The organism is Lysinibacillus mangiferihumi, from assembly GCF_003049665.1.
Classification (GTDB): domain Bacteria; phylum Bacillota; class Bacilli; order Bacillales_A; family Planococcaceae; genus Lysinibacillus; species Lysinibacillus mangiferihumi.
In genome coordinates, this window is record NZ_PYWM01000002.1 from 34,665 (window position 1) to 60,632 (window position 25,968).

25 protein-coding genes and 1 other RNA gene are annotated in these 25,968 nt (G+C 38.9%); 24 read left to right on the forward strand and 2 right to left on the reverse strand.

The window, feature by feature from the left end; genetic code table 11:
- Positions 1 to 83: 83 nt before the first annotated feature.
- The 24 genes from C9J37_RS02185 to C9J37_RS02300 all read left to right on the forward strand — a co-directional run bounded on the left by C9J37_RS02185 (position 84) and on the right by C9J37_RS02300 (position 23,782).
- A complete protein-coding gene (locus tag C9J37_RS02185; RefSeq protein WP_107894296.1) occupies positions 84 to 176 on the forward strand; it encodes an S-layer homology domain-containing protein in 93 nt (30 codons plus the stop codon).
- Positions 177 to 763: 587 nt separating this feature from the next.
- Entirely contained in the window at positions 764 to 2,011 is a 1,248-nt protein-coding gene (locus tag C9J37_RS02190; protein WP_107894060.1) for a ribonuclease H-like domain-containing protein, read from the forward strand.
- 121 nt (positions 2,012 to 2,132) lie between these two features.
- Positions 2,133 to 2,432 (forward strand): cell division regulator GpsB, encoded by a 300-nt coding sequence (gene gpsB / locus C9J37_RS02195; protein WP_024363374.1) that lies wholly within the window; start codon positions 2,133 to 2,135, stop codon positions 2,430 to 2,432.
- Between the two features lie 59 nt (positions 2,433 to 2,491).
- An RNA gene (rnpB, locus tag C9J37_RS02200) (RNase P RNA component class B) lies at positions 2,492 to 2,870 on the forward strand.
- Positions 2,871 to 3,150: 280 nt separating this feature from the next.
- Positions 3,151 to 4,890: a sensor domain-containing protein gene (locus C9J37_RS02205; protein ID WP_107894061.1), complete on the forward strand. Its 1,740-nt coding sequence runs from the start codon at positions 3,151 to 3,153 to the stop codon at positions 4,888 to 4,890.
- A 3-nt stretch (positions 4,891 to 4,893) separates the two neighbouring features.
- Positions 4,894 to 6,030 carry a THUMP domain-containing class I SAM-dependent RNA methyltransferase gene (locus C9J37_RS02210; protein ID WP_107894062.1) on the forward strand — a complete coding sequence of 379 codons (1,137 nt, stop codon included), beginning with the start codon at positions 4,894 to 4,896 and terminating at the stop codon, positions 6,028 to 6,030.
- Positions 6,031 to 6,114: 84 nt separating this feature from the next.
- Positions 6,115 to 8,022 (forward strand): ATP-dependent DNA helicase, encoded by a 1,908-nt coding sequence (locus C9J37_RS02215; protein ID WP_025219162.1) that lies wholly within the window; start codon positions 6,115 to 6,117, stop codon positions 8,020 to 8,022.
- A 270-nt stretch (positions 8,023 to 8,292) separates the two neighbouring features.
- Positions 8,293 to 9,699 (forward strand): histidine kinase N-terminal domain-containing protein, encoded by a 1,407-nt coding sequence (locus C9J37_RS02220; protein ID WP_025219163.1) that lies wholly within the window; start codon positions 8,293 to 8,295, stop codon positions 9,697 to 9,699.
- Complete coding sequence (locus C9J37_RS02225) at positions 9,692 to 10,270, forward strand: ANTAR domain-containing response regulator (RefSeq protein WP_107894063.1); 579 nt, start codon at positions 9,692 to 9,694, stop codon at positions 10,268 to 10,270. The genes C9J37_RS02220 and C9J37_RS02225 overlap by 8 nt, the downstream gene beginning before the upstream one ends.
- An 84-nt stretch (positions 10,271 to 10,354) precedes the next feature.
- Complete coding sequence (eutH, locus tag C9J37_RS02230; protein ID WP_024363380.1) at positions 10,355 to 11,599, forward strand: ethanolamine utilization protein EutH; 1,245 nt, start codon at positions 10,355 to 10,357, stop codon at positions 11,597 to 11,599.
- Positions 11,600 to 11,618: 19 nt separating this feature from the next.
- Positions 11,619 to 11,960 (forward strand): ethanolamine utilization microcompartment protein EutS, encoded by a 342-nt coding sequence (eutS, locus tag C9J37_RS02235; RefSeq protein ID WP_024363381.1) that lies wholly within the window; start codon positions 11,619 to 11,621, stop codon positions 11,958 to 11,960.
- A gap of 10 nt (positions 11,961 to 11,970) precedes the next feature.
- Positions 11,971 to 12,468 (forward strand): EutP/PduV family microcompartment system protein, encoded by a 498-nt coding sequence (locus C9J37_RS02240; RefSeq protein ID WP_107894064.1) that lies wholly within the window; start codon positions 11,971 to 11,973, stop codon positions 12,466 to 12,468.
- Positions 12,469 to 12,488: 20 nt separating this feature from the next.
- Positions 12,489 to 13,910 (forward strand): ethanolamine ammonia-lyase reactivating factor EutA, encoded by a 1,422-nt coding sequence (locus tag C9J37_RS02245; RefSeq protein ID WP_107894065.1) that lies wholly within the window; start codon positions 12,489 to 12,491, stop codon positions 13,908 to 13,910.
- A 5-nt stretch (positions 13,911 to 13,915) separates the two neighbouring features.
- Positions 13,916 to 15,286, forward strand: coding sequence for an ethanolamine ammonia-lyase subunit EutB (locus tag C9J37_RS02250; protein WP_107894066.1), 1,371 nt, complete (start codon positions 13,916 to 13,918; stop codon positions 15,284 to 15,286).
- 9 nt (positions 15,287 to 15,295) lie between these two features.
- Positions 15,296 to 16,303, forward strand: a complete 1,008-nt coding sequence (eutC, locus tag C9J37_RS02255) for an ethanolamine ammonia-lyase subunit EutC (RefSeq protein WP_107894067.1) — start codon at positions 15,296 to 15,298, stop codon at positions 16,301 to 16,303.
- Between the two features lie 12 nt (positions 16,304 to 16,315).
- Positions 16,316 to 16,966, forward strand: a complete 651-nt coding sequence (gene eutL / locus C9J37_RS02260) for an ethanolamine utilization microcompartment protein EutL (protein ID WP_024363386.1) — start codon at positions 16,316 to 16,318, stop codon at positions 16,964 to 16,966.
- Positions 16,967 to 16,981: 15 nt separating this feature from the next.
- Positions 16,982 to 18,472: an aldehyde dehydrogenase family protein gene (locus tag C9J37_RS02265; protein WP_107894068.1), complete on the forward strand. Its 1,491-nt coding sequence runs from the start codon at positions 16,982 to 16,984 to the stop codon at positions 18,470 to 18,472.
- 15 nt (positions 18,473 to 18,487) lie between these two features.
- On the forward strand, positions 18,488 to 18,766 hold the full coding sequence (locus C9J37_RS02270; protein WP_024363388.1) for a BMC domain-containing protein: 279 nt from the start codon (positions 18,488 to 18,490) through the stop codon (positions 18,764 to 18,766).
- Between the two features lie 99 nt (positions 18,767 to 18,865).
- On the forward strand, positions 18,866 to 19,456 hold the full coding sequence (locus tag C9J37_RS02275; RefSeq protein WP_107894069.1) for a phosphate propanoyltransferase: 591 nt from the start codon (positions 18,866 to 18,868) through the stop codon (positions 19,454 to 19,456).
- 12 nt (positions 19,457 to 19,468) lie between these two features.
- Entirely contained in the window at positions 19,469 to 20,338 is an 870-nt protein-coding gene (gene pduL / locus C9J37_RS02280) for a phosphate propanoyltransferase (RefSeq protein WP_107894070.1), read from the forward strand.
- Positions 20,339 to 20,374: 36 nt separating this feature from the next.
- Entirely contained in the window at positions 20,375 to 20,659 is a 285-nt protein-coding gene (locus C9J37_RS02285) for a EutN/CcmL family microcompartment protein (protein ID WP_024363391.1), read from the forward strand.
- Positions 20,652 to 20,999 (forward strand): BMC domain-containing protein, encoded by a 348-nt coding sequence (locus C9J37_RS02290; RefSeq protein WP_107894071.1) that lies wholly within the window; start codon positions 20,652 to 20,654, stop codon positions 20,997 to 20,999. The genes C9J37_RS02285 and C9J37_RS02290 overlap by 8 nt, the downstream gene beginning before the upstream one ends.
- An 11-nt stretch (positions 21,000 to 21,010) precedes the next feature.
- Positions 21,011 to 21,955 (forward strand): malate dehydrogenase, encoded by a 945-nt coding sequence (gene mdh, locus C9J37_RS02295; RefSeq protein ID WP_107894072.1) that lies wholly within the window; start codon positions 21,011 to 21,013, stop codon positions 21,953 to 21,955.
- Positions 21,956 to 22,285: 330 nt separating this feature from the next.
- Entirely contained in the window at positions 22,286 to 23,782 is a 1,497-nt protein-coding gene (locus C9J37_RS02300; RefSeq protein ID WP_107894073.1) for a carboxypeptidase M32, read from the forward strand.
- A 49-nt stretch (positions 23,783 to 23,831) separates the two neighbouring features.
- Here the strand turns inward: C9J37_RS02300 and C9J37_RS02305 are convergent, their stop codons facing one another.
- Both C9J37_RS02305 and C9J37_RS02310 read right to left on the reverse strand, forming a co-directional pair.
- Entirely contained in the window at positions 23,832 to 25,487 is a 1,656-nt protein-coding gene (locus tag C9J37_RS02305; protein WP_107894074.1) for a b(o/a)3-type cytochrome-c oxidase subunit 1, read from the reverse strand.
- Positions 25,474 to 25,965, reverse strand: a complete 492-nt coding sequence (locus tag C9J37_RS02310) for a cupredoxin domain-containing protein (protein WP_024363396.1) — start codon at positions 25,963 to 25,965, stop codon at positions 25,474 to 25,476. Before C9J37_RS02310 ends, C9J37_RS02305 begins: the two co-directional genes overlap by 14 nt.
- Positions 25,966 to 25,968 lie beyond the last annotated feature (3 nt).

Consider the following 25,968-nt stretch of genomic DNA (forward strand, 5'->3'; position numbering starts at 1 on the left):
ATTGTTAATAGATGCTAGCATAAATAATCCTTGTAGTTTTACAATTTTAACAATTATAAAAAAATGAGCATGAATCTGAAGGAATTGCATTAGGGGATGATGGCTATTTTAAACCGAATGATCCTCTGACACGGGCACAATTTGGTGCATTGATGTACCGAGCAATGAATCGCTAATCGAAAAAGCACATCTTCTCTCTTTTACATAAGTGAAAAGATGTGCTTTACTAATGATTAAGATTTAAAATGATAGTTTTAAAGGACCTGTTTAATTGAGAGAAGTAGTAGCATAAAAGCGTTTTTGGTTGGAATATTCATTTTTAAACAATTTAAACAGCGCCTTTGTCATTATGAAATTACCTAGAATAGAGGCTTGTATAAAAATAATGCATGGTAGCTTTTGTAAATGAAGATATTCATATGCAAACAATCGGCGCATAACAATTCATTAAAATTCATTTTGGTACGTATGATAACATTGGCTTATTCACCATATCTAAAAGTAACGTGATTATCGTACACCTTTTTTGACTAACAAATTGAGGCAATGATAGGTACAGTATAGCGCGAAGCCTTTTAGTCGTCTAGATTTGGTATGATAGTATGTAGCATAAGAGATTCTAGGTAATCTATAGGGTTATTCAGTGGAACATATTTTTACAAGGTTGCTTTGGCAACAGCCTTTCCACCTTAATTGATAGCACGAAATGGATGGCTTGCTAACAGTATTAAAAAATCTTACAGGTAGAAAATGAGTGAAGTCGATGTCTTACGAAAATAAAATACTACAAATGAAAAAAATGCTCGGAAAAAAGGTGCAACAACCAGTTACAAATGAGCAATCAACTTATCAAAAGCCGATTATACCAAACTATGTTAATCAGTGGGAGAAAGCTGGTCTTACGCGTATCGATAACGAGTTCGGTATTGTTTTTAAGCGACAAGTGCACTATCCTTTCCATTATCAGCACGGTCATTATCCATTACAGTCATTTTTTGACGCGCTAATTAAATGGCAATCTGCTGATTTTGATCATCCTTATGCATTAGATGTGGATGAAAATGTCCTGTTTTTTGATACAGAAACGACAGGATTAAAGGGTGTTGGAACACAAATTTTTCTTCTTGGTTTTTTAGAAGTGACCAAACACGATTTTGTATTAACACAATATGTCTTAGCCGATCCAGCACATGAAGCAGCCTTGCTGTTTGAGTCAAGGCTTTGGCAAAAAACAGCGACGATTATTACGTATAATGGCAAAAGCTTTGACTGGCCACAGCTAGAAACACGTTGGACACTCAACCAAAAAGTTTTACCTAAACTTCGTACCCAGCGCCAAATCGATTTATTGCATAGCTCGAAGCGATTATGGAAAAATGATATGGAGCGGTTGAAACTAAAATCAGTAGAAGAAGAAAAGCTTGGTTTCTCACGCGTTGGGGATATCCCAGGCCACTTAGCGCCAATCATTTACTTAGATGCTGTGAAAAGCGGTGTGCCAGATGCGCTTATGAAGGTACTTGTTCATAACGAGTGGGATTTGCTGTCGCTCATTACCTTGTATGTTCATTCTACTTACTTATTATTTGAACAATCGAGTGATGAATCAGCCAATACCTACACGAATATCGGGAAATGGTATGCTGATTTAAAGAAACGTCCGCAAAGTGTTAACGTTTTAGAAAAGGTAACAGCTCAATTTGATGCGCGTGAAGCGGGAAATGCTCAATTTTATCTAGCTTTGCAACTTAAAAAAAATAAGCAGTATAGCGAAGCAGTTGATGCCTTCGTTGCTTCACTCCATTTTATAGAGCCACGAAAAAAGTTGCAGGCACTAGAACAACTAGCCATAATCTATGAGCATCACTTAAAAGATATGAAACAGGCCCTTGTTTATACATTAGAAGGCATACAACTGATTACTTCGACTGAGGATTGGCGAATGGAACAAAAACAAAAATGGGAAATTTCTTGGGAAAAGAGATTGCACAGATTAGGAAATAAGCAATAATTTCCCGGGGAAGCGCAAGAAACGACAAGTTTAGCCTTACAATTAATGTTTTCAGACGATATAATGTTATGAAATATGCTATAATGAATTCGTGTATGTAGTGCGAGGAAGGGCGATGTGTATGGACATTAAATTAACTTCAAAAATGATTCTTGAAAAGGAATTTAAGAAAAATTTTAAAGGCTATAATGTAGAAGAGGTCGATTCTTTTCTTGATGAAATTATTCAAGATTATGAATCGTTTGAAAAAGTAGTTGCTCAATTAAGAGAAGAGAATAGACAACTAAAAGAAGAAATTGAGAATACACCAAAGAGACAACCACAACCAGCCGCATCCGCAGCGGGTACAACCAACTTTGATATTCTAAAACGTCTTTCAAATTTAGAAAAACATGTATTTGGTAGTAAACTTTACGAATAATTTTTATCATTTACATTGTATTTATCATAAAAGTCTAGTATAATCTTCGTATCATCATGAAATTCGAGTAATCGCTGCGGCGCTAGACGTCGTAGAGGAAAGTCCATGCTCACACGGTTCTGCGATGGCCGTAGTGTTCGTGCTTACTGAAAAAATAAGGTAAGGCAGCTTAAAGCTGACGGCGGAAGGAAGACCTAAGTCTATTGGATATGGTCGACACTTCCTGAAAGTGCCACAGTGACGAAGCTTGTTTGGAAACATACAAGGTGGAACGAGGTAAACCCCACGAGTGAGAAACCCAAATTATGGTAGGGGCACTCTCTTGAAGGAATTGAACGGATAGAGGGACAGAGTTCGCTCTGTAGATAGATGATTACTACCCGGTCGTACGAGGCGTAAGCTGTTTGAGTACTCGGGAACAAAACATGGCTTATTGAATTTTTTGATGCTTATCTAAGAAATAACAAGCGCTCTCCAATTCGGTGGAGAGCTTTTCTTTTGAACTAATAAAAGAAGTATCTGTTACTTAACGATGTCTAGTCATACGCGATATAGGCCTGAGGTAATGTGAATACCATGGATTGTGCCTCTGTCGATACGCTTCGAAGTTATAACATCACCGTTATCGTATGAACGCGACATACATACCTACTAAATGAGTAGGAACGCGCTTTTCTAAAAATAAGGGTAGTATCGATAAATAGGATGGAGCGGAAATATGGGCGGAGTAATTACTAATCTGGAGAAGATTAATTCGATTTCTAAATACCCCACTTCCTTACTGAAGAAAATTTTTGAAAATGTATCTGAAGGCATTATGATTACGGATAAACATAAAAAAATAGAGATGGTTAATCCAGCATTTGAATTCGTTACAGGCTATAAACGCGATGAAGTGATAGGAAAAACGCCCGCGGTATTGCAGTCAGGTGTACATGAGTTATCATTCTATTTGACAATGTGGGAAAAGATACGACAAGAAGGAATATGGCAAGGGGAAATTTGGAATCGTCGTAAAACAGGAGATGTATATCCTGAATGGTTAACAATTGTTAGCATAACGAATGATAGTGGAGAAATTACTAACTATTGTGGCATTTTCTCAGATTTATCTGAAAGAAAAATAGTAGAAAATGAACTAGAAAAACGTTTGTTAACTGATTCATTAACAGATGTATCGAATCGATTTGCTTATATTGAGAGAATGGATAGCTTACTGGAATCGTCTTCTACTATTTCTCATTCAGTACAGCATGCTGTCTATTTCTTGGACTTGGACAGATTTAAACAAATAAATGATACTTTAGGGCATGCGGTGGGAGATACGATTCTGATAGAAGCAGCAAGACGTATTCAAACATTGCTCAAAAACAAAGATATCATTGCAAGATACGGTGGAGATGAATTTATCGTCACATTGACGAATGTAAAAAATGTTCGTGAAGCGGCAACATTTGCAGAGCAAATTATTGGTATTATGGAACAGCCGATGAACATTAATGGACAAGAAATTTTTGTTTCAACAAGCATTGGCGTAAGTATGTATCCGGCTGATGGCGAAACATCCGAGCAACTTATTACTTGTGCAGATAAGGCGATGACCTATTCCAAAAAGAATGGTCTTAACGGCTATTCGTTTTATTTTGATGAATTACAAACAGACACGCAGCGCGTTCTTTTGTTAGATTCTGAATTGCGTAGAGCGATTGAAAATCGTGAATTTGAGTTGCATTTTCAACCTAAAATTATGTTGGAAAACGAACATATACAAGGACTAGAGGCGCTTGTTCGCTGGAATAATGAGCGACTTGGCTTTGTATCGCCTGCAGAATTTATTCCTTATGCGGAAGAAACGGGCCTTATCATTCCTTTAAGCGAAGTAATTATTGAGAAAGCATGTGAAGCTGCAATCAAGTTACAACAATTTGGTCGCAAAATACCAATTTCTATCAATATTTCGAGCATTCATTTTAAACAGCAAAACTTTTTAGAGTCGATTCAAACAATATTAGAACGTTATAACACGTCTGCCAATAATTTTGAAATAGAGGTTACAGAACGCACTGTTATGAATAGTGCAACGGAAACGGTAAGCAAGCTTGTGCGTTTAAAGCAGCTTGGCTTTAAAATCTCTATTGATGACTTTGGTACAGGCTATTCATCATTGAGCTATTTAGTTCGATTCCCACTCGACTGTTTAAAAATCGACCGTAGCTTTATTCAGCATATTTGCTCGCTCGATGAAAAACAGGCAGTTGTAGATGCTATTATTCAAATGTCGCATCGTCTAAAAATGAAAGTTGTAGCAGAAGGTGTAGAACAAGCGCAACAAGTGGATATACTACGGAAAATGAACTGTGATATTATCCAAGGCTATTATTACAGCAAACCATTACCACTTCCCGAATTGCTGGAGTATATTGAGTATTGGGAAATTGAACATCAAGGAAGGAAATAATGTATGGCAAACTATAAATTAGTCGCAACGGCTGCAATGGGCTTAGAAGCGATTGTAGCACAAGAAGTACAGGCACTCGGTTATACAACGACAGTCGAAAATGGCAAAGTTTATTTTGAGGGTGATGAAACGGCCATTGCTCGTGCCAACTTATGGTTACGTGTAGCAGATCGAGTGAAAATTGTTGTAGGACAATTTCCTGCAAAGTCTTTTGAACAATTGTTTGAAAGTGTAAAGGCACTACCATGGGAAAAATATTTACCGGTAGATGCATCTTTTCCTGTTTCAGGGAAATCAGTAAAGTCTAAATTATTTAGTGTGCCAGATTGCCAAGCGATTACCAAAAAAGCAATCGTAGAACGCATGAAGCAACATTACAAACGCCTTGGTTTTTTAGATGAATCAGGTGCAACATACAAAATTGAAGTTTCAATCTTAAAAGATGTGGCTACACTTACTATTGATAGTTCTGGCGCTGGCTTACATAAGCGGGGCTACCGACAAGCGCAAGGGGAAGCACCGCTAAAAGAAACATTAGCCGCTGCACTTGTTCAGATTTCTAAATGGAATCCGAACCGTCCGTTTGTCGATCCATTTTGTGGTTCAGGTACAATTGCCCTAGAAGCAGCAATGTATGGACAAAATATCGCACCAGGCTATAATCGAGAATTTATTTCGGAAAGTTGGCCGTGGATGAAAGCGAAAATTTGGGATGCTGTGCGAGATGAAGCGGATAGTATAGCCAACTATGAGCAACCACTTGAAATTATTGGATCAGATATTGACCATCGCATGGTAAGTATTGCACAAGAAAATGCGCTAGAAGCAGGTTTTGGGGATATTATTACGTTTAAACAAATGCAAGCTCGTGATTTTACAACACAGCTAACAGATGGTGTAATGATTGGGAACCCTCCATATGGAGAGCGTATTGGCGATGTAGAAGTTGTAGAGCAAGTCATTCGTGATTTAGGACAAGTCATGAAAAACTACCCAACTTGGTCGGTATATATGCTATCCTCCATGAAAAACTTCGAAGAATTATACGGTCGTCAAACAACGAAAAAACGTAAATTATTCAATGGTTTTATTGAAACAAATTATTATCAATATTGGGGACAAAAGTCCAAGAGAGACTAACTAGAATAACGGAAGATAAGATTTTTTCTTATCTTCCGTTTCGTCGCGTATAATAGGAACAGATTGTATGAGGGGGAACGTCAATTGCGTAAATCTTTACCATTTGCATTAACGAAGGATCGCTCGTTTTTCGAGTCATTAGGTGACTGGATGGGCGATGTCCTTTATGATGAATTACCAGAAAAAGGATTTGAATGCCGTGATGAGCAAATTTTCATGGCCTATCAAATTGAACAGGCGTTAAAAGAAAAAAATGTGTTATTTGCTGAAGCTGGAGTAGGAACAGGAAAAACGATTGCATATTTACTGCCGGCTGTATCCTATGCACGCTATACAGGTAAGCCAGCGCTAATTGCCTGTGCAGATGAAACATTAATCGACCAGCTCGTGAAAGAGGGCGGCGATATTTATAAATTACAAAAAACACTCGGTTTAGAAATTGATGTCCGTTTAGCAAAATCGCGTGATCAATATTTATGCTTAAAGCGTTTCGAAGAAGCAGAAAAAGTCGAAACGGATGAGTGGATCGATGATATTGCTTTTTCAATTCCCGATGGTGTCTATGCACAAGGTTCGATGATTGCAGTGCAACCATATGGTGATCGCAGTGATTATCCAACGGTTAGTGATGAAGATTGGCATAAAGTGAATTATAATGCGATTATGCAATGTTCAGTCTGTGATTTGCGTAATCGTTGTGGTCAAACATTACATCGTGCACATTATCGTAAATCAACGGATTTAATTATTTGCTCGCAAGACTTTTTAATGGAGCATTTAGCAACGAAAGAGTCCCGTGAACGTGAAGGGCAGTTAGCGTTACTTCCCGAAGTATCAATGATGGTGCTAGATGAAGGGCATTTATTGGAATATGCGGCGCAAAAAGCAATGACATATAAGGTGCAGGCAACGACGATTGTTCCTCTGTTAGAGCGTTTAATGGTAGATGGAGTACGTGAACGAACTTTGTATGCAATGGAAAAATTGCAAGACGATCACGAACTATTTTTCGATCAGTTGCGTGATGATATTGTGGCGTCTGAGGAAGAACGGAAGCGTATTAATAAATCTGCAACACTTTTAAAGTATGGTAAACAATTGATTGCCGATGTAGATGTACTACTAGAAGAATTTGTTTTTGAATCAGAAATGTATATGATTCCAGAGTATGAGTTAAATATGGCAGAGGAATATTTAGAGCAATATCAAGCGTCGCTTCGCATTTTTACTGCACAAGGCGATGCTGTTGATTGGTTAGAGGAAACTGATGGTGAAGAAACATTGGTTATTATGCCACGACTGATTACAGAAGTTTTAGAAGAAAAGTTATTCTCAAAAAAGCTTCCAATCGTATTTTCTTCTGCAACATTATCCGTCAATAAGGATTTCTCATATATTGCTTATAGTCTTGGTATCCATAATTACCAATCTTTCTCAGTTCCATCACCGTTTGATTATGAAGCAGTGATGAGAATTTATTTACATGAGCTATCTCAAAATAATAAAACAGCCCGTGTCCAACAATTGTTGCGAGACGGTGAGAAAACATTAATATTATTCAAATCAAAACAAGCGATGTTAAACTTTAAAGCAGAATTACCACTAATGGAGCGAATGTATGTGGCGTTTGAAGGAGATCGTGAATTATCAGCTATTGTTCGTGATTTCCAAGAAGGTACAGTAAAAACGCTATGTTCCTACCATTTATGGGAAGGTTTAGATTTGCCAGAAGAGGCGCTAACACGTGTGATAATATATGACTTACCTTTCCCACCACATGATCCATTATTTGACGCAAAACGGACGTTTGCTGAAAATCCGTATGAAGAAGTAGAGTTACCATTTATGCAATTGCGTTTGCAACAAGGAATGGGACGATTAATTCGCACATCGAATGATCATGGCGATATTCATATATTGTTAAATGAGGAAGAAGCAAAACAGCAGAAAACATTTGAAAATATTTTAGCAGTGACACCAGAAATAAAGTGAAAAAAAGGCAAGTTTACCATTGGCGTAAACTTGCTTTTTGCTATTTTAAAATAATAATTATTGTGCCGATTTTAGAGATTGTCGAAAAAAGTGTTGAATATTTCTGTTTTAAACTATATAGTTCTTTGTAATGCAATGAATTTTCTTAAATTTTCTTCTTGAAAATAATTTTGCAAAAGGTTTATAATGATGACAAGAAATTTTAAGGAATAGTCACAATCACTGTTGAGTATTCTATGATAGGGGGTGGACCTGTCGAGCATTCAATCGTTGTGTAGTAAATATACAAGCTTATCAGGTAAGGATATCGAGAAGTTAGTAGAAATTGAAACTACACTATCTTATTATGCTGAGTTGACAGATTGCTATATGTTCATAGATTGTATGATGGAAAATTTACCACATGCAATTGTTGTAGCAGAGGCATTCCCTACAAAAGAAATTGGTTTATATGAAAAATCAGTGATTGGAAAATTTGTCTTTGAAAGCTTCGAGCCAGCAGTATTTGCAGCTTTTAAACATAAAGAAAGATCATCCATTTCTAGAGCAATCACACAGGAAGGTCTAACTGTAGAACAAAACGTTGTCCCCCTCTTTAATGATGATGGACAGGTTATCGCCGTGTTGATTCAAGAAAAAAAGGTTAAGATGCAAACTGCACCAAAGGATGATTTTCAAAATATGCCTTTTGCATTAATTGAACATATTGTCGAACCAAACGCGCAGCCAATTCCAGTTGTGTCTGATTTATTAGTAGAGTCAATTATTCTGACAAATCATGAAAATAAGGTCATTTATAGCAATCCTGCAGGATACCGATTTATAACGGAACTTTCAGGACTAGAAAATTTCGATAATGTTGCTTTGGATAAAATATTACCTTTTTTACAAGAGGTCTATGATAAAGGCGATGATGTCTTTTTCTTAGAAATTACGATTGATCGTAAATCTTTTATTGTGAAAAAAATTCCTATCCGCAGTCAAAATGATAAAGTGACACTGCTTATTATTCATGATCTAACAGAGCTAAAGCTGAAAGAAAATGAACTGATGATGAAAACATTTGCTATACGGGAAATTCACCATCGCGTAAAAAATAATTTACAAACGGTTACAAGCCTATTGCGACTGCAAATGCGCAATGACCTAGCAGCTTCAAATGCAAGTGCTTTTCAGGAAGCATTAAATCGCATTTATAGTATTTCTTCTGTTTACGAACTTATTTTAGAAAATGAGGATAATGCGGAAGAAAAAGTGGATGTTATCGCTTTGTCTAAAAAGATAGGGTATAAAATGGTTGGCACTTCTCATACAGCAGCCATTCAATTAATCTTCCATCACGATGAACTACAGCTATATTGTCATTCTAAAAAGGCGGTTTCACTCGCATTAATTATTTGTGAGCTATTACAAAATGCTTTAAAGTATGCTTTTATTGATCGTGAGGAAGGAACAATTGATATAAAATTTCTTCAGGATGCATCTTTTATTTCACTTCATATTTCCGACAACGGCGTTGGGATGCAAGAAGTGAAGGCATCTTTTGGAATGGAGATTATTACAAGACTTGTTGAATATGATTTAGCTGGCACATTTACAATTATCCCTAGTGAACAAGGTACACATACTCAAATTCAGTTTCCTGTAAGTGAGGAGGTATTTATCCTAAATGACTAGGAAAGTTATGATTGTCGAAGATGAATCACTTATTGCAATTGATTTGAAGTTTATGCTAGAAGATAATGGTTACGAAGTAGTAGCACAGGCAAATAATGGCGAATCTGCGATTGAACTAGCTTATACACATAAGCCTCAGCTGATACTAATGGACATCAAAATGCCGAAGCTAGATGGACTAAAGGCGAGTAAAATTATTGAACAGCAGCTCGGTATACCAGTGCTTTTTATATCTGCTTATAGTGAAAAAGAGTTGTTATTATACATGAAACAGGATAATATTTTAGGGTATGTTATGAAACCGTTTTCTGAGAAAAATGTCCTACCAGCGTTGGAAGTGGCGTTTCATCAAATCGATAAATTTAACCGTTTAAACGGAGAATTATTGCATAAGCAAAGCGAAATAGAAAAGCGAAAAGTCATCGAACGGGCGAAAGGTTTACTGATGCAAGCAGAAAATCTTAGTGAAGACGAGGCTTATAAAAAAATTCGCAATGAGAGTATGCAAAGTCAACAGGAAATGGTAACAATAGCAAAACGAATTATTCATACATTACAAGTAAATAATTGAAGCAAAGACGCTTTAAAGAGAATTTTTCTTTAATGCGTCTTTTTTTTATATATATTTATCAAAATCAAAGGGGGGATAAGTAGGATGGCAATGATAGGAACGATCATCGTTTATATTATTATGATTTGTGCAGTTTTAGGTGCAATCGGAGCGATTCGAGATGCAGAGTATGGAATTGGTAAAGAATTTATGAATGGACTCCATACGGTAGGTCATATTTTTGTACCTGCGGCAGGAATCATGGCAGCTATACCTTACTTAACGTGGTTTATTAGTCATTTTATTAGTCCGATTTTCGAATTGATTGGAGCTGACCCAGCAATTGCAGCTACAGCAATTTTAGCGTCGGACATGGGGGGATATCAATTAGCAAATGCTTTAAAGGAGTCGTATGAAGGATGGGTGATGGCGCTTGTCGTCGGTTTTATGTCAGGTGCAACCATTGTATTCTCGATTCCAATGGGGCTTGCGATGTTAGACAAGCGTGATCATAAGTATATGGCATTAGGCATTATGGCAGGCGTATTAACTATTCCGATTGGTGCATTTATTTCGTCGATTATGATTGTGATGTTTAACACAGAGGTTCGTGAAGTGATTAGTACAACATCTGCACCAACCTATGTGTTTGCCATTTCTATTTTACAAATATTACTTAATTTATTACCGTTATTTATTTTTGTTATCTTAATTGCGTTAGGGCTAAAGCTTATCCCGAATGGCATGATCAAAGGGTTTATGATTTTCGGTCGTGTGATGGATGCAGGTATTAAGCTTGTGCTTGTATTCTCTATTGTCGAAATTTTTACAGGCATTTTTACTAAGATTTTTGGGGCATGGGGCTTTGATCCCATCATGGCAGATAGTGTCGACCAATTCCGCGCATTAGAAACGGCTGGTTATATCGGTATTATGTTAGCGGGTGCCTTCCCAATGGTGTACTTAATAAGAAAATATGCTTCTAAACCGCTCGAGACAGCAGGGAAGAAATTAGGTCTTTCTTCAGTAGGAAGTGCAGGGATTTTAGCGACAAGTGCTAATATTTTGGCTATGTTTACGCTTGTTCGTCAGATGCCACCAAAAGATAAAGTGATCAACATTGCTTTCGGGGTTTGTTCAGCATTCCTGTTAGGCGACCATTTATCCTTTACGGCTAATTTCCAACCAACGATTATATTACCTGTTATAGCAGGGAAGCTTTTAGCAGGGGTGCTTGCCATAATTTTAGCTTACAAGCTATCAGTACCGACCGCATTAAAACTAGAACAAGAGGATCGTAAGGCAGGCATTATTAAAGAGGGAGAATATTTAACAGATCAAAAGTCATGATAGAAAGAGGTGATGATATGTGAGTGAGGAAAAGAAACGTTTTATTCAGGAGTTTGTGCCGGGTAAGCAACTAACATTGAGTCATCTAATTGCAAATCCCGATCCAGATATGTTTCAAAAGCTTGGGATTCAAGAAGCGGGTGCACTCGGGATTATGACTTGTACACCGAGTGAAACAGTCATTATAGCTGGGGATTTAGCCACAAAGGCAGCCAATGTAAAACTAGGTTTTTTAGACCGTTTTACAGGTAGTCTCGTTATTGTTGGTAGTGTATCTGAAGTAGAAATGGCGATGTTGGAAATCAATCGTTTTTTATCGGAAATGCTCGGTTATACGCCATCTAAAATAACGAAGTCATAGGATGTGTCAAATGAAAAATCGAGTAATGATAATAGGTGGTGTGCAAGCTGGTAAATCAACGCTAATGAATGCGTTATTAGGCAAAGATAGACAAGCTATTAAAACCCAAGCACTCGTATTTGATGACTGGATTGTTGATACACCTGGAGAATATATAGAAAATCCAATGTACTACAGAAATATTATGGCAACATCACTTGAAGTAACACATGTGATTTATTTGCAAGATGCCACGTCATCAAGGAGTGTTTTTCCTCCGCAGTTTAGCTTGGGTATACCCAAAATTCAAATTGGTGTGATTACCAAAATTGATGCACCCCTTGCAGATGTAGAAAGAGCAACAGCATTGTTAAAAAATGTGATGACGCACGGTCCAATTGTGCAAACATCAGCATGGCAAAAGCTTGGCATTGAGTTGATTGCACCACTTATTCAACTTCGGTCAGACGAAGAAATTCGCCAGTTTGTCAAGGACCGTGATAGTCCCTATCTCATATATTGCCCATAGTGGCATAGAGGAGGCATAGGTTGAAGACAGAAAAAATTTATAGTGCAGGCATTGATATTGGGACAAGTACAACAAAGATGGTTGTCAGTCGTTTTCTGTTGAAAAATGTTGCTGGGGTGACCCATGTGCCACGAATAGAAATTATTGAAAAAACGGTGTTGCATCAAAGTCCTATTATTAAAACACCGTTTCTTACGAAAGACATTATTGATATGGAACAAATAGAAAAATTTATATTTCAGCAATATCAAGTGGCTCAAATTTCACCGGCGGATATTTCAACAGGCGCCATTATTATTACTGGTGAATCTGCTACGAAAGAAAATGCTAGAGAGGTTGTCCATACCCTTGCAGATGCAGCTGGACAGTTTTTAGTTGCCACTGCGGGTCCGGATTTAGAAGGGATTATTGCTGCAAAAGGGGCGGGGACTGTGCAACAGTCCAAAAACACGGCTAAAGTAATTGCCAATATAGATATTGGTGGCGGTACGGCGAATATTGCAGTGATGCAGTTCGGTGAAGTGATCGGCACATGCACCTTACATGTTGGTGGTAGATTAATTGAATTTCAGCATGGCAAAGTCTATTCTATCTCACCTCCTATAAAGCAATTAATGAAGCATTGGTCTAATCCATTACAAGTAGGTGACTCTGCAGAAGACGCGCGCGTTGCACAACTTATTCAAGAAATGGCGGACTTTTTAGCTAACACGTTAAGCGGACAACTACAAGATGCACAACATCCATTATTGTTAGGACATTTACCAAATTGGCATAAGCCTGTGGATGCAATCGTTTTTTCAGGTGGTGTAGCTTCTTGCATTTATGATCATGATTGTTCGCAGCGCCAATATGATGATATTGGTGAAAAACTAGCGAACATGCTTCTACAACATGAGCAACTTCAAGCGTTTTTATGGCTACAGCCGCAGGAAACTGCTCGCGCTACAGTGACTGGAGCAGGAACCCAAACAACCGAAATTAGTGGTGCAACGATTCAAGTTGATGCGGATGTATTACCGTTAAAAAATATTCCTGTATTTAATTGCTCAAGTGTTGCAACGAAAGCGTTTGATCAAATAGTGAAGACAGCTGTGGACAGAGCAGATGCACTTTTTTCACTGGATGATCACCGCGTACCTTTTGCACTTTATTTTAGTGAGTTACCGTATTTGAGTTTTGATGATGTCCATGCATTGTGCGAGGCCATTTTACGATACTTAGGAACAAGAAGCTCCAAGGACATACCAATTATCATAGTCATTCAATCAGATTATGCAAAGGTCATAGGGCAAACGCTACAAGCCATTAATCCAACAGTTCCTATACTATGCATCGATCAAATTAAAGTAGAAACAGGCGATTACATTGACATTGGGGAAGTGCTACCTTCTGGTGTTGTCCCCATTGTAGTGAAAACACTTGCTTTCCACTCAAAGTAAGGAGGATGAACGTGAATCTATCGGTGATATTTGGTGGAGAAAAATATAATTTTCATTCATTAAAAGATGTGATGGCTAAGGCCAATGAGGAAAAATCTGGAGATCAGCTAGCAGGGATTGCTGCTGAATCTGTCCAACAACGAATTGCGGCAAAAGCTGTTTTAAGTGAATTGTTAGTCAAGGATATACGTGAGAATCCGCTAGTTCCACCTGAAAATGATGAAGTGACACGCATTATTGAAGGCGATATTAATGAACAAATATATGGCGAAATAAAAAACTGGAGTATTGAACAGCTTCGAGAATACATTTTATCGAATGATACAGGTGATCGAGAGTTAAAACGTTTAAGTAAAGGCATGAATTCAGAAGTAATTGCAGCCGTTACGAAATTGATGTCTAACTTAGATCTTGTTCATGCAGCCAATAAAGTAGAAATCTTATCAACTTGCAATATTACGATAGGGCAAAAGGGCACGCTTTCTTCAAGATTACAGCCGAACCACCCAACAGACAATATCGATGGCATTATTGCCTCATTAAAAGAGGGATTGTCCTATGGAATCGGTGATGCTGTTATCGGCATTAACCCAGTAGATGACTCGGTCGAAAGTGTTAAAAAGGTGTTACAGGCGACAAAAGAATTTATTACTGATTGGTCGATTCCAACGCAGAACTGTGTATTGGCTCATATTACAACACAAATGAAAGCCATTAAGCAAGGAGCTCCTGCCGATATGATTTTCCAAAGTATTGCCGGGACAGAAATTGCAAACCGTTCATTTGGCATTTCTGCTGACTTAATTCGAGAAGCAGAGGAACTCGTGAAGAAACAGGGAACGGCAACGGGCCCGAATTTATTTTACTTTGAAACTGGGCAAGGTTCCGAGCTCTCGGCTGAAGCACATATGGGCATAGACCAAGTAACACTCGAATCACGCAACTATGGATTTGCTAGACATTTTAATCCGTACATAGTCAACACAGTTGTTGGCTTTATTGGCCCTGAATATTTATATAACAACAAGCAAGTCATTCGGGCAGGGTTAGAAGATCATTTTATGGGTAAAATGCACGGCATTCCGATGGGCGTTGATATTTGTTACACCAATCATATTAAGGCTGACCAAAATGATGTGGAAGATTTAAGTGTGTTACTAACTGCAGCTGGTGTCAACTTTATTATTGCGGCACCGATGGGAGACGATATTATGCTGAACTATCAGTCTATGAGCTTCCATGATGTTGCAACATTACTCCAAACATTTGGTAAAACACCAGCACCTGAATATTTAGCTTGGTTAGAAAAAATGGGCATTTACGAAAATGGTCGTCTTTCAGCTAGAGCTGGCGATTTATCGATATTTGAAAGGTAGGTGAGACCATTGAATGAACAGCTAGTATCTATGATTACACAGCTTGTGATGGAGAAAATGACCAATACTTCGGGCACTTCTTCAGAAACAGCTCCACCAGCTGAAGAACAAAAACAACCATTAATTAAATTTTATGATAGTGCGGCTAAGCATACAGAAGAACTATCAAGTCCACAGGCAACATCAGATCAATCGTTAATTAAGCTTTACCAAACAGCTTCAACAAAGGATTATTCGCACAATACTACTAATTATGATGTTTCCACAACTGTAGAAACGGCGAAGGCTTTTCAATTTGAAGAGCAAAATGTATCAGAAAGTGTGCAAGCAGCTAAAAAGCATACACCTGCAAGAATTGGTGTTGGTAGAGCGGGGACAAGACCAAAAACAAAAACTTGGTTGAAATTCCGACTCGATCATGCGGCTGCAGTAGATGCAGTGTATGGAGAAGTGACAGAAGCACTATTACAAAAACTGAATGTCTTCCAAGTAACAACAAAAGTAACGGATAAAGAAGAATACATTACGAGACCTGATTTAGGTCGCCGCTTATCTGATGAAGCGAAGACACTTATTCAATCAACATGTAAAGCACGCCCAACCGTGCAAATTATTATTTCCAACGGCTTAAGTGCGAGTGCGATTGAAGAAAATGTCCAAGATGTATATTTAGCATTACAACAAAGTCTTAACAATTTAAATATTGAAATAGGCACTACTTTTTACATCGATAAAGGGCGTGTAGCGCTGATGGATGAAATTGGCGAACTATTGCAAGCAGAGGTCATTGTTTACTTAATTGGTGAACGTCCTGGTCTAGTGTCAGCAGAGTCGATGAGTGCGTATTTATGTTATCAGCCAAGAATAGGTACGGTTGAAGCAGATCGAATGGTTATTTCGAACATTCATAAAGGTGGTATTCCTCCATTAGAGGCAGGAGCTTATTTAGGAACTGTCGTGCAAAAAATATTGCAATACAAGGCAAGTGGCGTAAACCTTGTCGCAAAAGAAGGTTAGGGGGAACAAGCAATGCATCCTCATAAAATTATGGCTGATATTTTGGCTATGCAGATGATTCCTAGAGTGAATAGAGACTTGGCAGCACAGCTTGCGTTGAAGCCAAATCAGCATAGCATTGGGCTAGTCACACTAACCATTGATGATGTCGGATATGTGGCTTTAGATGAAGCGACAAAAAAAGCAGATGTGGAAGTGGTTTATGCAAAAAGCTTCTATGCAGGAGCGGCTCATGCGTCAGGACCATTATCTGGTGAAATGATTGGCATTATAGCGGGTAGCTCCCCAGATGAAATTCGCAGTGGGCTGGAGGCAATTGAGCAAAAAGTGCAATTTGATACGTATTTCGAAGCCATTAATAATAATGAAAACCATGCACTTTTTGCGCATACTGTGGCAAGCTGTGGCAGCTATTTAGCACAGTTAGCAGACGTTAAGATTGGCACTGCGCTCGCTTATTTAATTGCACCACCACTTGAGGCAGTTGTCGGTTTAGATGCCGCTTTAAAGGCAGCGGACGTAGAGCTAAAGCTATTTTTTGGGCCACCTTCCGAAACCAACTTTGGTGGCGGCATAGTTAGTGGCAGTCAGTCTTCCTGCCAAGCTGCTGCAGATGCATTTAGAGAAGCAATTGAACATGTTGCGAGAAATCCGGTTATTTAGAAAGGAGGCGGCTTTATGGCGACATTAGATAAAGACTTATTAGCCATTCAGGAAATGAGAGACGCTGTTAGTCAAGCAAATGCAGCACAAGCGGCCTATATGCAATATTCCCAACAACAAGTGGATAGTATTGTGAAGGCTGTTGCGGATGCCGCATTTAAAGAGGCAGAACGATTAGGCAAAATGGCTGTCGAAGAAACAGGGATGGGTATCCAAAATCATAAAAAAATGAAAAATGAAGTAGCGTCTAGAGATGTATATGAAGATATTAAAGATTTAAAGACAGTTGGCGTGATTGGCACAGATCGACTAAAGAAAGTAACAGAGATTGCTAGTCCATTTGGCGTTATCGCAGGAATTGTGCCAACAACAAATCCTACATCTACAGCCATTTTTAAAACGCTTATTTCTTTAAAAACGAGAAATGGCCTTGTGTTAAGCCCGCATCCATATGCCGTTAAATGTACAAAGGAAGCTTTAGATATTTGTAGGGTTGCGGCAGAAAATGCTGGTGCGCCAGAAGGGTTGTTACAATGTTTAACAATGTCTTCAATGGAAGCGACACAACAATTAATGAAACATCCACAGATTCACTTAATTTTAGCAACGGGCGGTGGGGCGTTGGTCAAAGCGGCATATAGCTCTGGAAAACCAGCCTATGGGGTAGGTCCTGGCAATGTACCGGCTTACATCGAAAAATCAGCCAATATTCAAAAAGCCGCTCGTCAGCTAGTGCAAAGTAAATCCTTTGATAATGGCACAATTTGTGCGACAGAGCAGGCCATTATTGTGGATAAAGTGATAGCTGAACAAGTTTTAGCAGAATTAAAGAAACAGCATGCTTATATATTGAATGCTGAAGAAAAATTAAAGATGGAAAAGTTAATATCTCCTGTTCCAGGCAAAGTGAATCCACAAATTGTTGGAAAATCAGCGGTGAGTTTAGCACATTCTATCGGCATTATGGTGCCAGAAGAGACGAAAGTACTTGTTGGGTTGGAGACGATGATTGGAAAAAACATTCCATTTTCATTAGAGAAGCTATCACCAATATTTGCTTTCTACACAGTAGAGGATAGCACAGAGGCCAAACAAGTGATGATTGATCTACTAAATATTGGAGGACGAGGACATTCTTGTTCTATTCACACGGAAAATACAGCGTTAGCAGAGCAGTTTTCGCTTGATTTACCAGTGTCGCGTATTGTTGTGAACACGCTATCTTCAATTGGTGCGGTTGGTGGTACGACTGGATTAGCACCATCCTTTACATTAGGTTGTGGGACATTTGGAGGTAATATTACGTCCGATAACATTACAGCTAGACATTTATTAAATATTAAGCGCATGGCTTATGGCATGAAAGATATTGAGGTGCCAGCTCCGGAATTTGATTTACATCCGGTAGTAGAAAATATAAAGGCACAAGCACCATCATTGGATACAGAAGTGGTGCAACAAATTGTTGATCAAGTTTTAAAGCAAATTACATTACAAACTAAATAATTGGAGGAATGACAAATGAGTACAGCATTAGGAATGGTAGAAACAAAAGGTCTTGTAGGAGCAATTGAAGCGGCGGATGCAATGGTCAAAGCGGCAAGTGTCAATTTAGTAGGGAAAGTCCATGTTGGTGGCGGAATTGTTACTGTCTTGGTTCGTGGCGATGTAGGTGCAGTAAAAGCAGCAACGGATGCAGGTGCAGCAGCAGCTCAACGTGTTGGAGAATTGCTATCTGTGCATGTAATTCCACGCCCTCATAACGAATTAGAATTAATTTTACCAAAAGCAGAAGCTTAATTACACGACTGAAGAGGCATTCATCGCTTGTAAATTAATGTGATGAATGCCTACTATCAACAGTAAAAAAATCAGTTACTAGATTTAGAGGTGGCTAACTTGAATATAAAATCACAAGCATTTCCAGTTGCCATTTCAGCCCGTCATATACATGTAAGTGAAAAAGATTTACAAGCACTATTTGGTCCAAACGCTACGTTGACAAAGGATTTTGACCTTTCGCAACCAGGGCAGTTTGCAGCAAAAGAGCGTGTCTCCATTGAGGGACCAAAAGGAGTCATTCACAATGTGCGTGTATTAGGACCTGTAAGGGCAGCAACGCAAGTGGAAATAAGTCGAACAGATGCGATGAAACTAGGTTTAAACCCTCCCCTAAGACAATCGGGAGATATCGAAAATTCAGCTAGTATTAAACTTATCCATCAACAACGAGAAGTGTTAATCGAGCAAGGAGTCATTATTGCACAGGCCCATATTCATATGACAGAAGAAGATGCGAAAGCATTGGAAGTACACAATAATGAAATCGTCTCTGTAGAAGTTGACAGTGAAAGACCTGTAACATTTCGTGCTGTAGTAGTACGTGTCTCAAATAATTTTAGCTTAGAAATGCATATTGATACAGATGAGGCCAATGCGGGCTTTATTGCACAACAAGCACAAGGAAGAATTGTGAAGTCATGTTCGTAAGGAGGAGGTTTGATGCAAGAACAATTAGTGCAAAAAATCGTCGAAGAAGTTTTACAGCAAGTATTAAAAAATCAGCCTTCCCGCCCAGATGACGGTAAAATTCCAATCGGCGTATCCGCGCGACATGTACATCTTGCACAGGCAGAAGTGGAGCAGCTTTTTGGAGAAAACTATCAATTAACGCCGAAGTTTGAGCTTTCGCAGCCAGGACAATTTGCTGCAGAAGAAACGGTCGTCATTGCAGGACCAAAAGGTTCTATTGAAAGAGTTCGCATATTAGGTCCAGCCCGAACGTTAACACAAGTAGAAGTGAGTTGGACAGATGCGATGAAACTCGGCGTCAAGCCGCCATTAAGAATATCTGGGGATATTAAAGACTCTAGCCCTGTGACGTTAATTGGTCCGAAAGGTAGTGTTGTTTTGCCAGAAGGTCTTATTATTGCACAAGCGCATATTCATATGTCCCCTGCAGATAGCGAAAGATTCCAAGTAGTAGATGGGCAGTCCGTACAAATCAAAGTGCAAGGACTACGACCGATTATTTTATCCAATGTGATGATTCGTGTATCTGAGCGCTATCGTTTGGAAATGCATATTGATACGGATGAAGCAAATGCAGGCTTAATTCAGCAAGGTGCTTTTGCAGAAATTGTTAATGGACAAGTGATGGAACCTTTGACTGTAAAGGAAATGCCACTAGTCTCAAAGCAAGCGCCTGCAAAACAATCTATCTATCACTTTGAAAAAAAGCTACTTTCACAGGTAGATGTGCTGGAAATCGAAGCTCAAGAAATTGTCGTGCCCAAAAGAACCATCGTGACAGCATTAGCTTATGACAAAATACGAGAGCTGAATAAAAAAATAACGATTCGCTCTGAATAATAAGTATTATCCAGACAACCTAAAGAGGGTGAGTTTATGCAGATGGGAAGAGTGATTGGCAGCGTATGGGCAACACGTAAGGAAGAAGGGTTAAATGGCTTAAAACTATTAATTATCCAACCAATTGATTCCAACCAACAGCCAATTCGTACGGAAATAGTAGCAGCTGATCGCATCGGTGCAGGGATTGGTGATGATGTACTGATTACGAGTGGAGGGTCTTCCCGTTATATTATGAAGGACAATCCCCTCCCTATTGATGCAGTTGTAATCGGAATTATAGACTCTACAGATGTAATGCGAGGTGAAGACAATGAGTAGCGCAATTGGCATGATTGAAACAAAGGGATTAGTGGGGTCTTATGAGGCTGCGGATGCGATGATTAAAGCATCTGATGTCACGATTGTTAAACAAGAATTTGTCGATGGTGGTATTGTAACAGTCGTCGTAACAGGCGATGTTGGCTCAGTACAAGCAGCAGTCGATGCTGGTAAAGAGGCGGCAAAACGCGTTGGAGAATTATTAGGCGCACACGTCATTCCTAGACCAGACGAAGATGTTTTCAATATGATTAAAGGACCAGAGACGCCAAAGAAAAAAACGGTCTCAACACCGGCACGTGCTAAAAAAACAACAGAAGCAGCAACTACGGACAATTGAGGTGAAGCATAATGGCATTTCGCAAAAATAAAATTGCTGTTATTGGAGCCGGTCACACGGGTGCAACATTGAGTTTATTCCTCGCACAAAAGGAATTAGGCGATGTTGTGTTGCTAGATATTCCAGAAGCTGAAAATCCAACAAAAGGGAAAGCACTGGATTTATTACAAACAGGACCGATTGAAAAATTTAATGTGTCGATCCAAGGAACAAGTAATTATGAAGATATTGCAGGAGCATCTATCGTTATTATTACAGCCGGTATTCCACGTAAACCTGGGATGAGCAGAGATGATTTAGTGACGACAAATGCGAAAATTATTCAACAAGTTTCGAGACAAATTAAACACTATGCACCTGATAGCATTGTGCTTGTATTAAGCAATCCAGTAGATGCGATGACGTATGTATGTTATAAAGAAACAGGATTTCCTAAAAATCGTATTATCGGGCAATCCGGTGTATTAGATACCGCACGCTTTAATGCATTTGTAGCACAAGAGTTACAAATTGCACCCGAAGATGTATCAGGATTTGTATTAGGTGGACATGGTGATGACATGGTGCCATTAATCCGTTATTCCTATGCAGGAGGCATCCCGTTAGAAAAACTTATTCCCCAAGATAGACTACAACAAATCGTCGAACGTACACGTAAAGGCGGAGGTGAAATTGTAGGCTTATTGGGCAATGGTAGTGCTTATTATGCGCCAGCTGCTGCCTGTGCGCACATGGTGGAAATCATTATGAAAGATCAACGGAAAATTATTCCTTCCATTGCCCTGTTAGAAGGAGAGTACGGCTACCATGAATTATTTTTAGGTGTACCGACGATTTTAGGCGGTAATGGCATTGAATCGGTCATTGAATTGCACCTTACACAGGAAGAACAAACGGCGCTCAATCAATCAGCACAAGCCGTTAAGCAAGTATTACAAATTTGCCAAAACATTTAACTAGTATCTTTGAAGACAAATAGCGTTTCCCCAACGTTATATGTCTGCTTTACAATATGTTTGATTGGAAACCGAGCATAAAACTAGTTGAAAACCCCATTTTAAAATAAATGCTCCCTTCAAATAGAAGGGAGTTCTTTGCTTTTAAGCCTAAAGATTACTAATGATAATTTGCGCAATCGCTGATAAGACATGGGAGATGCGCATTCCACAAAAGGCTACATGTTGGTAGTGCGAGGATTCTGAATTATCAGATTTGTTTTAGTGACTGGCACTCAAATATACAGAAATATGCTAAACTAGTAACGTAAAAAAGGAGGATGATTGGATATGACTGTACAGCAATTTACAGACTATGTGAAAAAAATGCAGCACTATCAGGAAGCATTGGGGGTAATCTATTGGGATATGCGTACTGGTGCACCTAAGAAAGGGGTAGCGCAGCGTTCAGAAGTAGTTGGCACATTATCAGCCTCCTTGTTTGACATGCAAACAAGTGAGCAATTAGGGGGACTACTGACGGCTTTAGAGGCACAAAACACAGAACTGGACTATGTAACACGCCGTTTAGTCGAGGAAGTACGCAAAAATTACGATCAAAATAAGAAAATTCCCGCTGAAGAATATAAAGAATATGTTATTTTACAAGCGAAAGCGGAAACAGTTTGGGAAGAAGCAAAAGCGACAAATGATTTTGCGCAATTTTTACCTTATCTAGAGCAAATCATTGAATGGCAAAAGAAATTTATACAATATTGGGGCGTTAAAAACGGTTCTACATACAATACGTTACTCGATTTATACGAACCAGATATGACGACGGAGGTGTTAGATCAAGTATTTGGCGAATTACGTGAAACGATTGTGGCGCTTGTCCAAAAAATCGCAGCTTCTCCAAATAAGCCAGATACAACGATGTTATTTAAACAATTTCCGAAAGAGGCACAGCGAGCATTGTCATTAGAGATGCTAACGCAGCTTGGCTATGATTTTGACGCAGGTCGCTTAGATGAAAGTGTCCATCCATTTATGATTGGCATTAATCATGGAGATGCGCGTATTACAACGAAATATGACGAGCATGATTTCCGTTCTGCGATCTTTGGTACGATTCATGAATGTGGTCATGCGATGTATGAGCAAAATATTGATGCCAAGCTTGCCGGTACACTATTAGCAACTGGGACATCGACAGGCATCCATGAATCGCAGTCACTATTCTATGAAAATCTGGTCGGTCGCAATGAAAAGTTCTGGGCGCACAACTATGAGCGCTTGCAAAAGCATTCACCAGCACAGTTTGGAGATGTTCCGTTAAATGATTTTCTGCGTGCTATTAATATGGTAGAGCCATCACTAATTCGCATTGAAGCAGACGAGTTAACCTATCCACTTCATATTATGATTCGTTACGAAATTGAACGTGATTTGTTCAATGGGGATTTACAAGCAAAAGACCTTCCAGAAGTGTGGAATGCGAAGTATGAGGAATATTTAGGCATTCGACCTGACAACGATGCCAAAGGCGTTTTACAAGACGTACACTGGGCAGGGGGGATGTTTGGTTACTTCCCATCTTATGCTTTAGGGATGATTTATGCGGCACAATGGAAGCATGCGATGGATCAAGATCTTCCAAACTTTGATGACTTACTCGCAAAAGGTGAGCTCCTTCCAATTCGCGAGTGGCTAACAGAGAAAGTACATCAATACGGTGCGCTGAAAAAGCCGTTCGAGCTACTACAAGATGCGACAGGGGAAGGCTTAAATGCCAAGTATCTTGCAAACTACTTACAAGAAAAATATACAAAATTGTATCAGCTATAAACAACAAGCGATTTCTCAATTACGAGAAATCGCTTGTTTTTAAAACATTTTACCAGAACTTAAAGCCTTTTGAGCCTGCTGGTGAATTTGAAATAATATCAAAGATTGGAATTGTGTAAGCGAAAATGATTAACGCTACTAAAATGACCAGCCATACTTTAAAGTTTTCAAGCATGGGTGGTGTTGGACCACTGCTTTCATGAATTGAAGCAATTGGGAATTCCTCTTCGCCTTTTGGTGCAAACCAAGCTAGCTTAATCACGATATACGTAATAACTAAAATCGCAATAAATAAAATGGTACCACCAACCGCTTGCGCAATTTGATAGGGAATCCAATCATATGCTTGTTGTGCACCGCCATATTCTGAATAGTCAGAGCGACGTGGAGCACCGAGTAATCCCGCAATATGCATGGCTGTTGACATGATTGTCATACCTACTGCCCATAAAACGCCAGAAACAATACCAAGCGAATTTAATGACTTTGTCAGTTTACGACCTGTTAAATGAGGGATTAACCAGAATGCTGCCCCAAAGTATGTTAAAACAACTGCACTTGCAAATGTTAAATGGAAGTGCCCTGTAACCCAAATAGTATTATGAATAAGTTGGTTCATCTGGTAAGATGCATTGACAATACCACCGGCACCACCAGGAATGAAAGCAAGCATACCGATAAATGGAACGATAAAACGTGCATCTTTCCAAGGTAATTTTTTAAACCAACCGAAAAGCCCTTTACCACCAAGCTCACGACCACGTAATTCAAACGTTGCGAATAAAGAGAAGGCGGTCATTAAGGAAGGCACAACAACTGCCATTGTTAACACTACTTGAATAAATTTCCATGTTGTATCAATACCAGGCTCTGTTAATTGGTGATGTAAACCAACCGGTACTGAGAAAATTAAAAACAGCATGAATGATAAGCGAGCTAATGAGTCAGAGAAAACTTTTCCGCCAATGACTTTAGGAATGACTACATACCACACCATATAGGCTGGCAATAACCAGAAGTAAACGAGCGCATGGCCGAAATACCAGAAAAGTGTACGAGAAAGTAATACATCTACGCGTTCAATAAGACCAAGTGACCATGGTAACAGTTGGAATAAAACGGAAACGGCTACACCTAAAGAAGCAACGAACCACAGTAAATTATTGACTACTACCATAAAAGATAGTAGGGGGGACGTTTGGCCTTTATGTTCTTTGCGCCACTGAACATAGCGTGAAATTTGTCCTGCCGAACCAATCCAAGAGCCAACAACTACGAGTGTTAAACCGAGATAAAAAATCCAGTGCGCTTGCAATGGTGCGTAAAATGTATAAAGGACAGTTGCTTTATTTAATAACACCATGACTGCAGCCGCAACTGTACCGATCGTCATTAACCAAAAACCAATCCATCCAAGTAAGCGCTGTTTATCTGTAAAAGTACCAGATGTACGACTAACACCTGCGATTTGAAAACCGAATATAAAGAACGTTGTTAAAATAAGACCGAGTAAAACACCATGAACTGTTAATACTTGATAATAGCCAATACCAGCTGGCAATTTGAATTGACCTGAACGTACAAATACTTGTAATAAACCGGCGAGACCACCTAATAATAATGCGATAAATGCCACATAAACATGGGCAAGCGCTAGTTTCGCATCACGACGATCCACCTTTGTCATAGCGTTATTTAGACTCATTTGGATCCACCACCTTTAGCATAGAATGCATAAGCGTATGTCCTGTACCGCAGTATTCATTACATACTATTAAAAATTCACCAGTTTGATTGATTTCAGCTACATATTCAGAAATATATCCAGGTTCAAGCATCATGTTAATATTAGTGCCTGCAATTTCAAACCCATGAATCACGTCTTCACTTGTTGCGATAAATTTTACTTTTGAACCAAGTGGTACTTCAATTTCAGGTGGATTGTAAAAGAAAGCAGATGCTAAAATAACCACCTCATAATCCCAATCCTTTCCTTCCACTTTGTGTACACCTGGATTTGTAAATGGTGCAATTTCTTTTACTTTTTCATAATCGATGGTTTTCTTATTACTGTTCGGATGTGAGCCTTGATGGAATGCACCGATACCAAGAATAATAAGAAATGCAACTAACGTAGCTACGCCAAATACCAACCAGTACTTCTCATATTTATGTATATGCATATC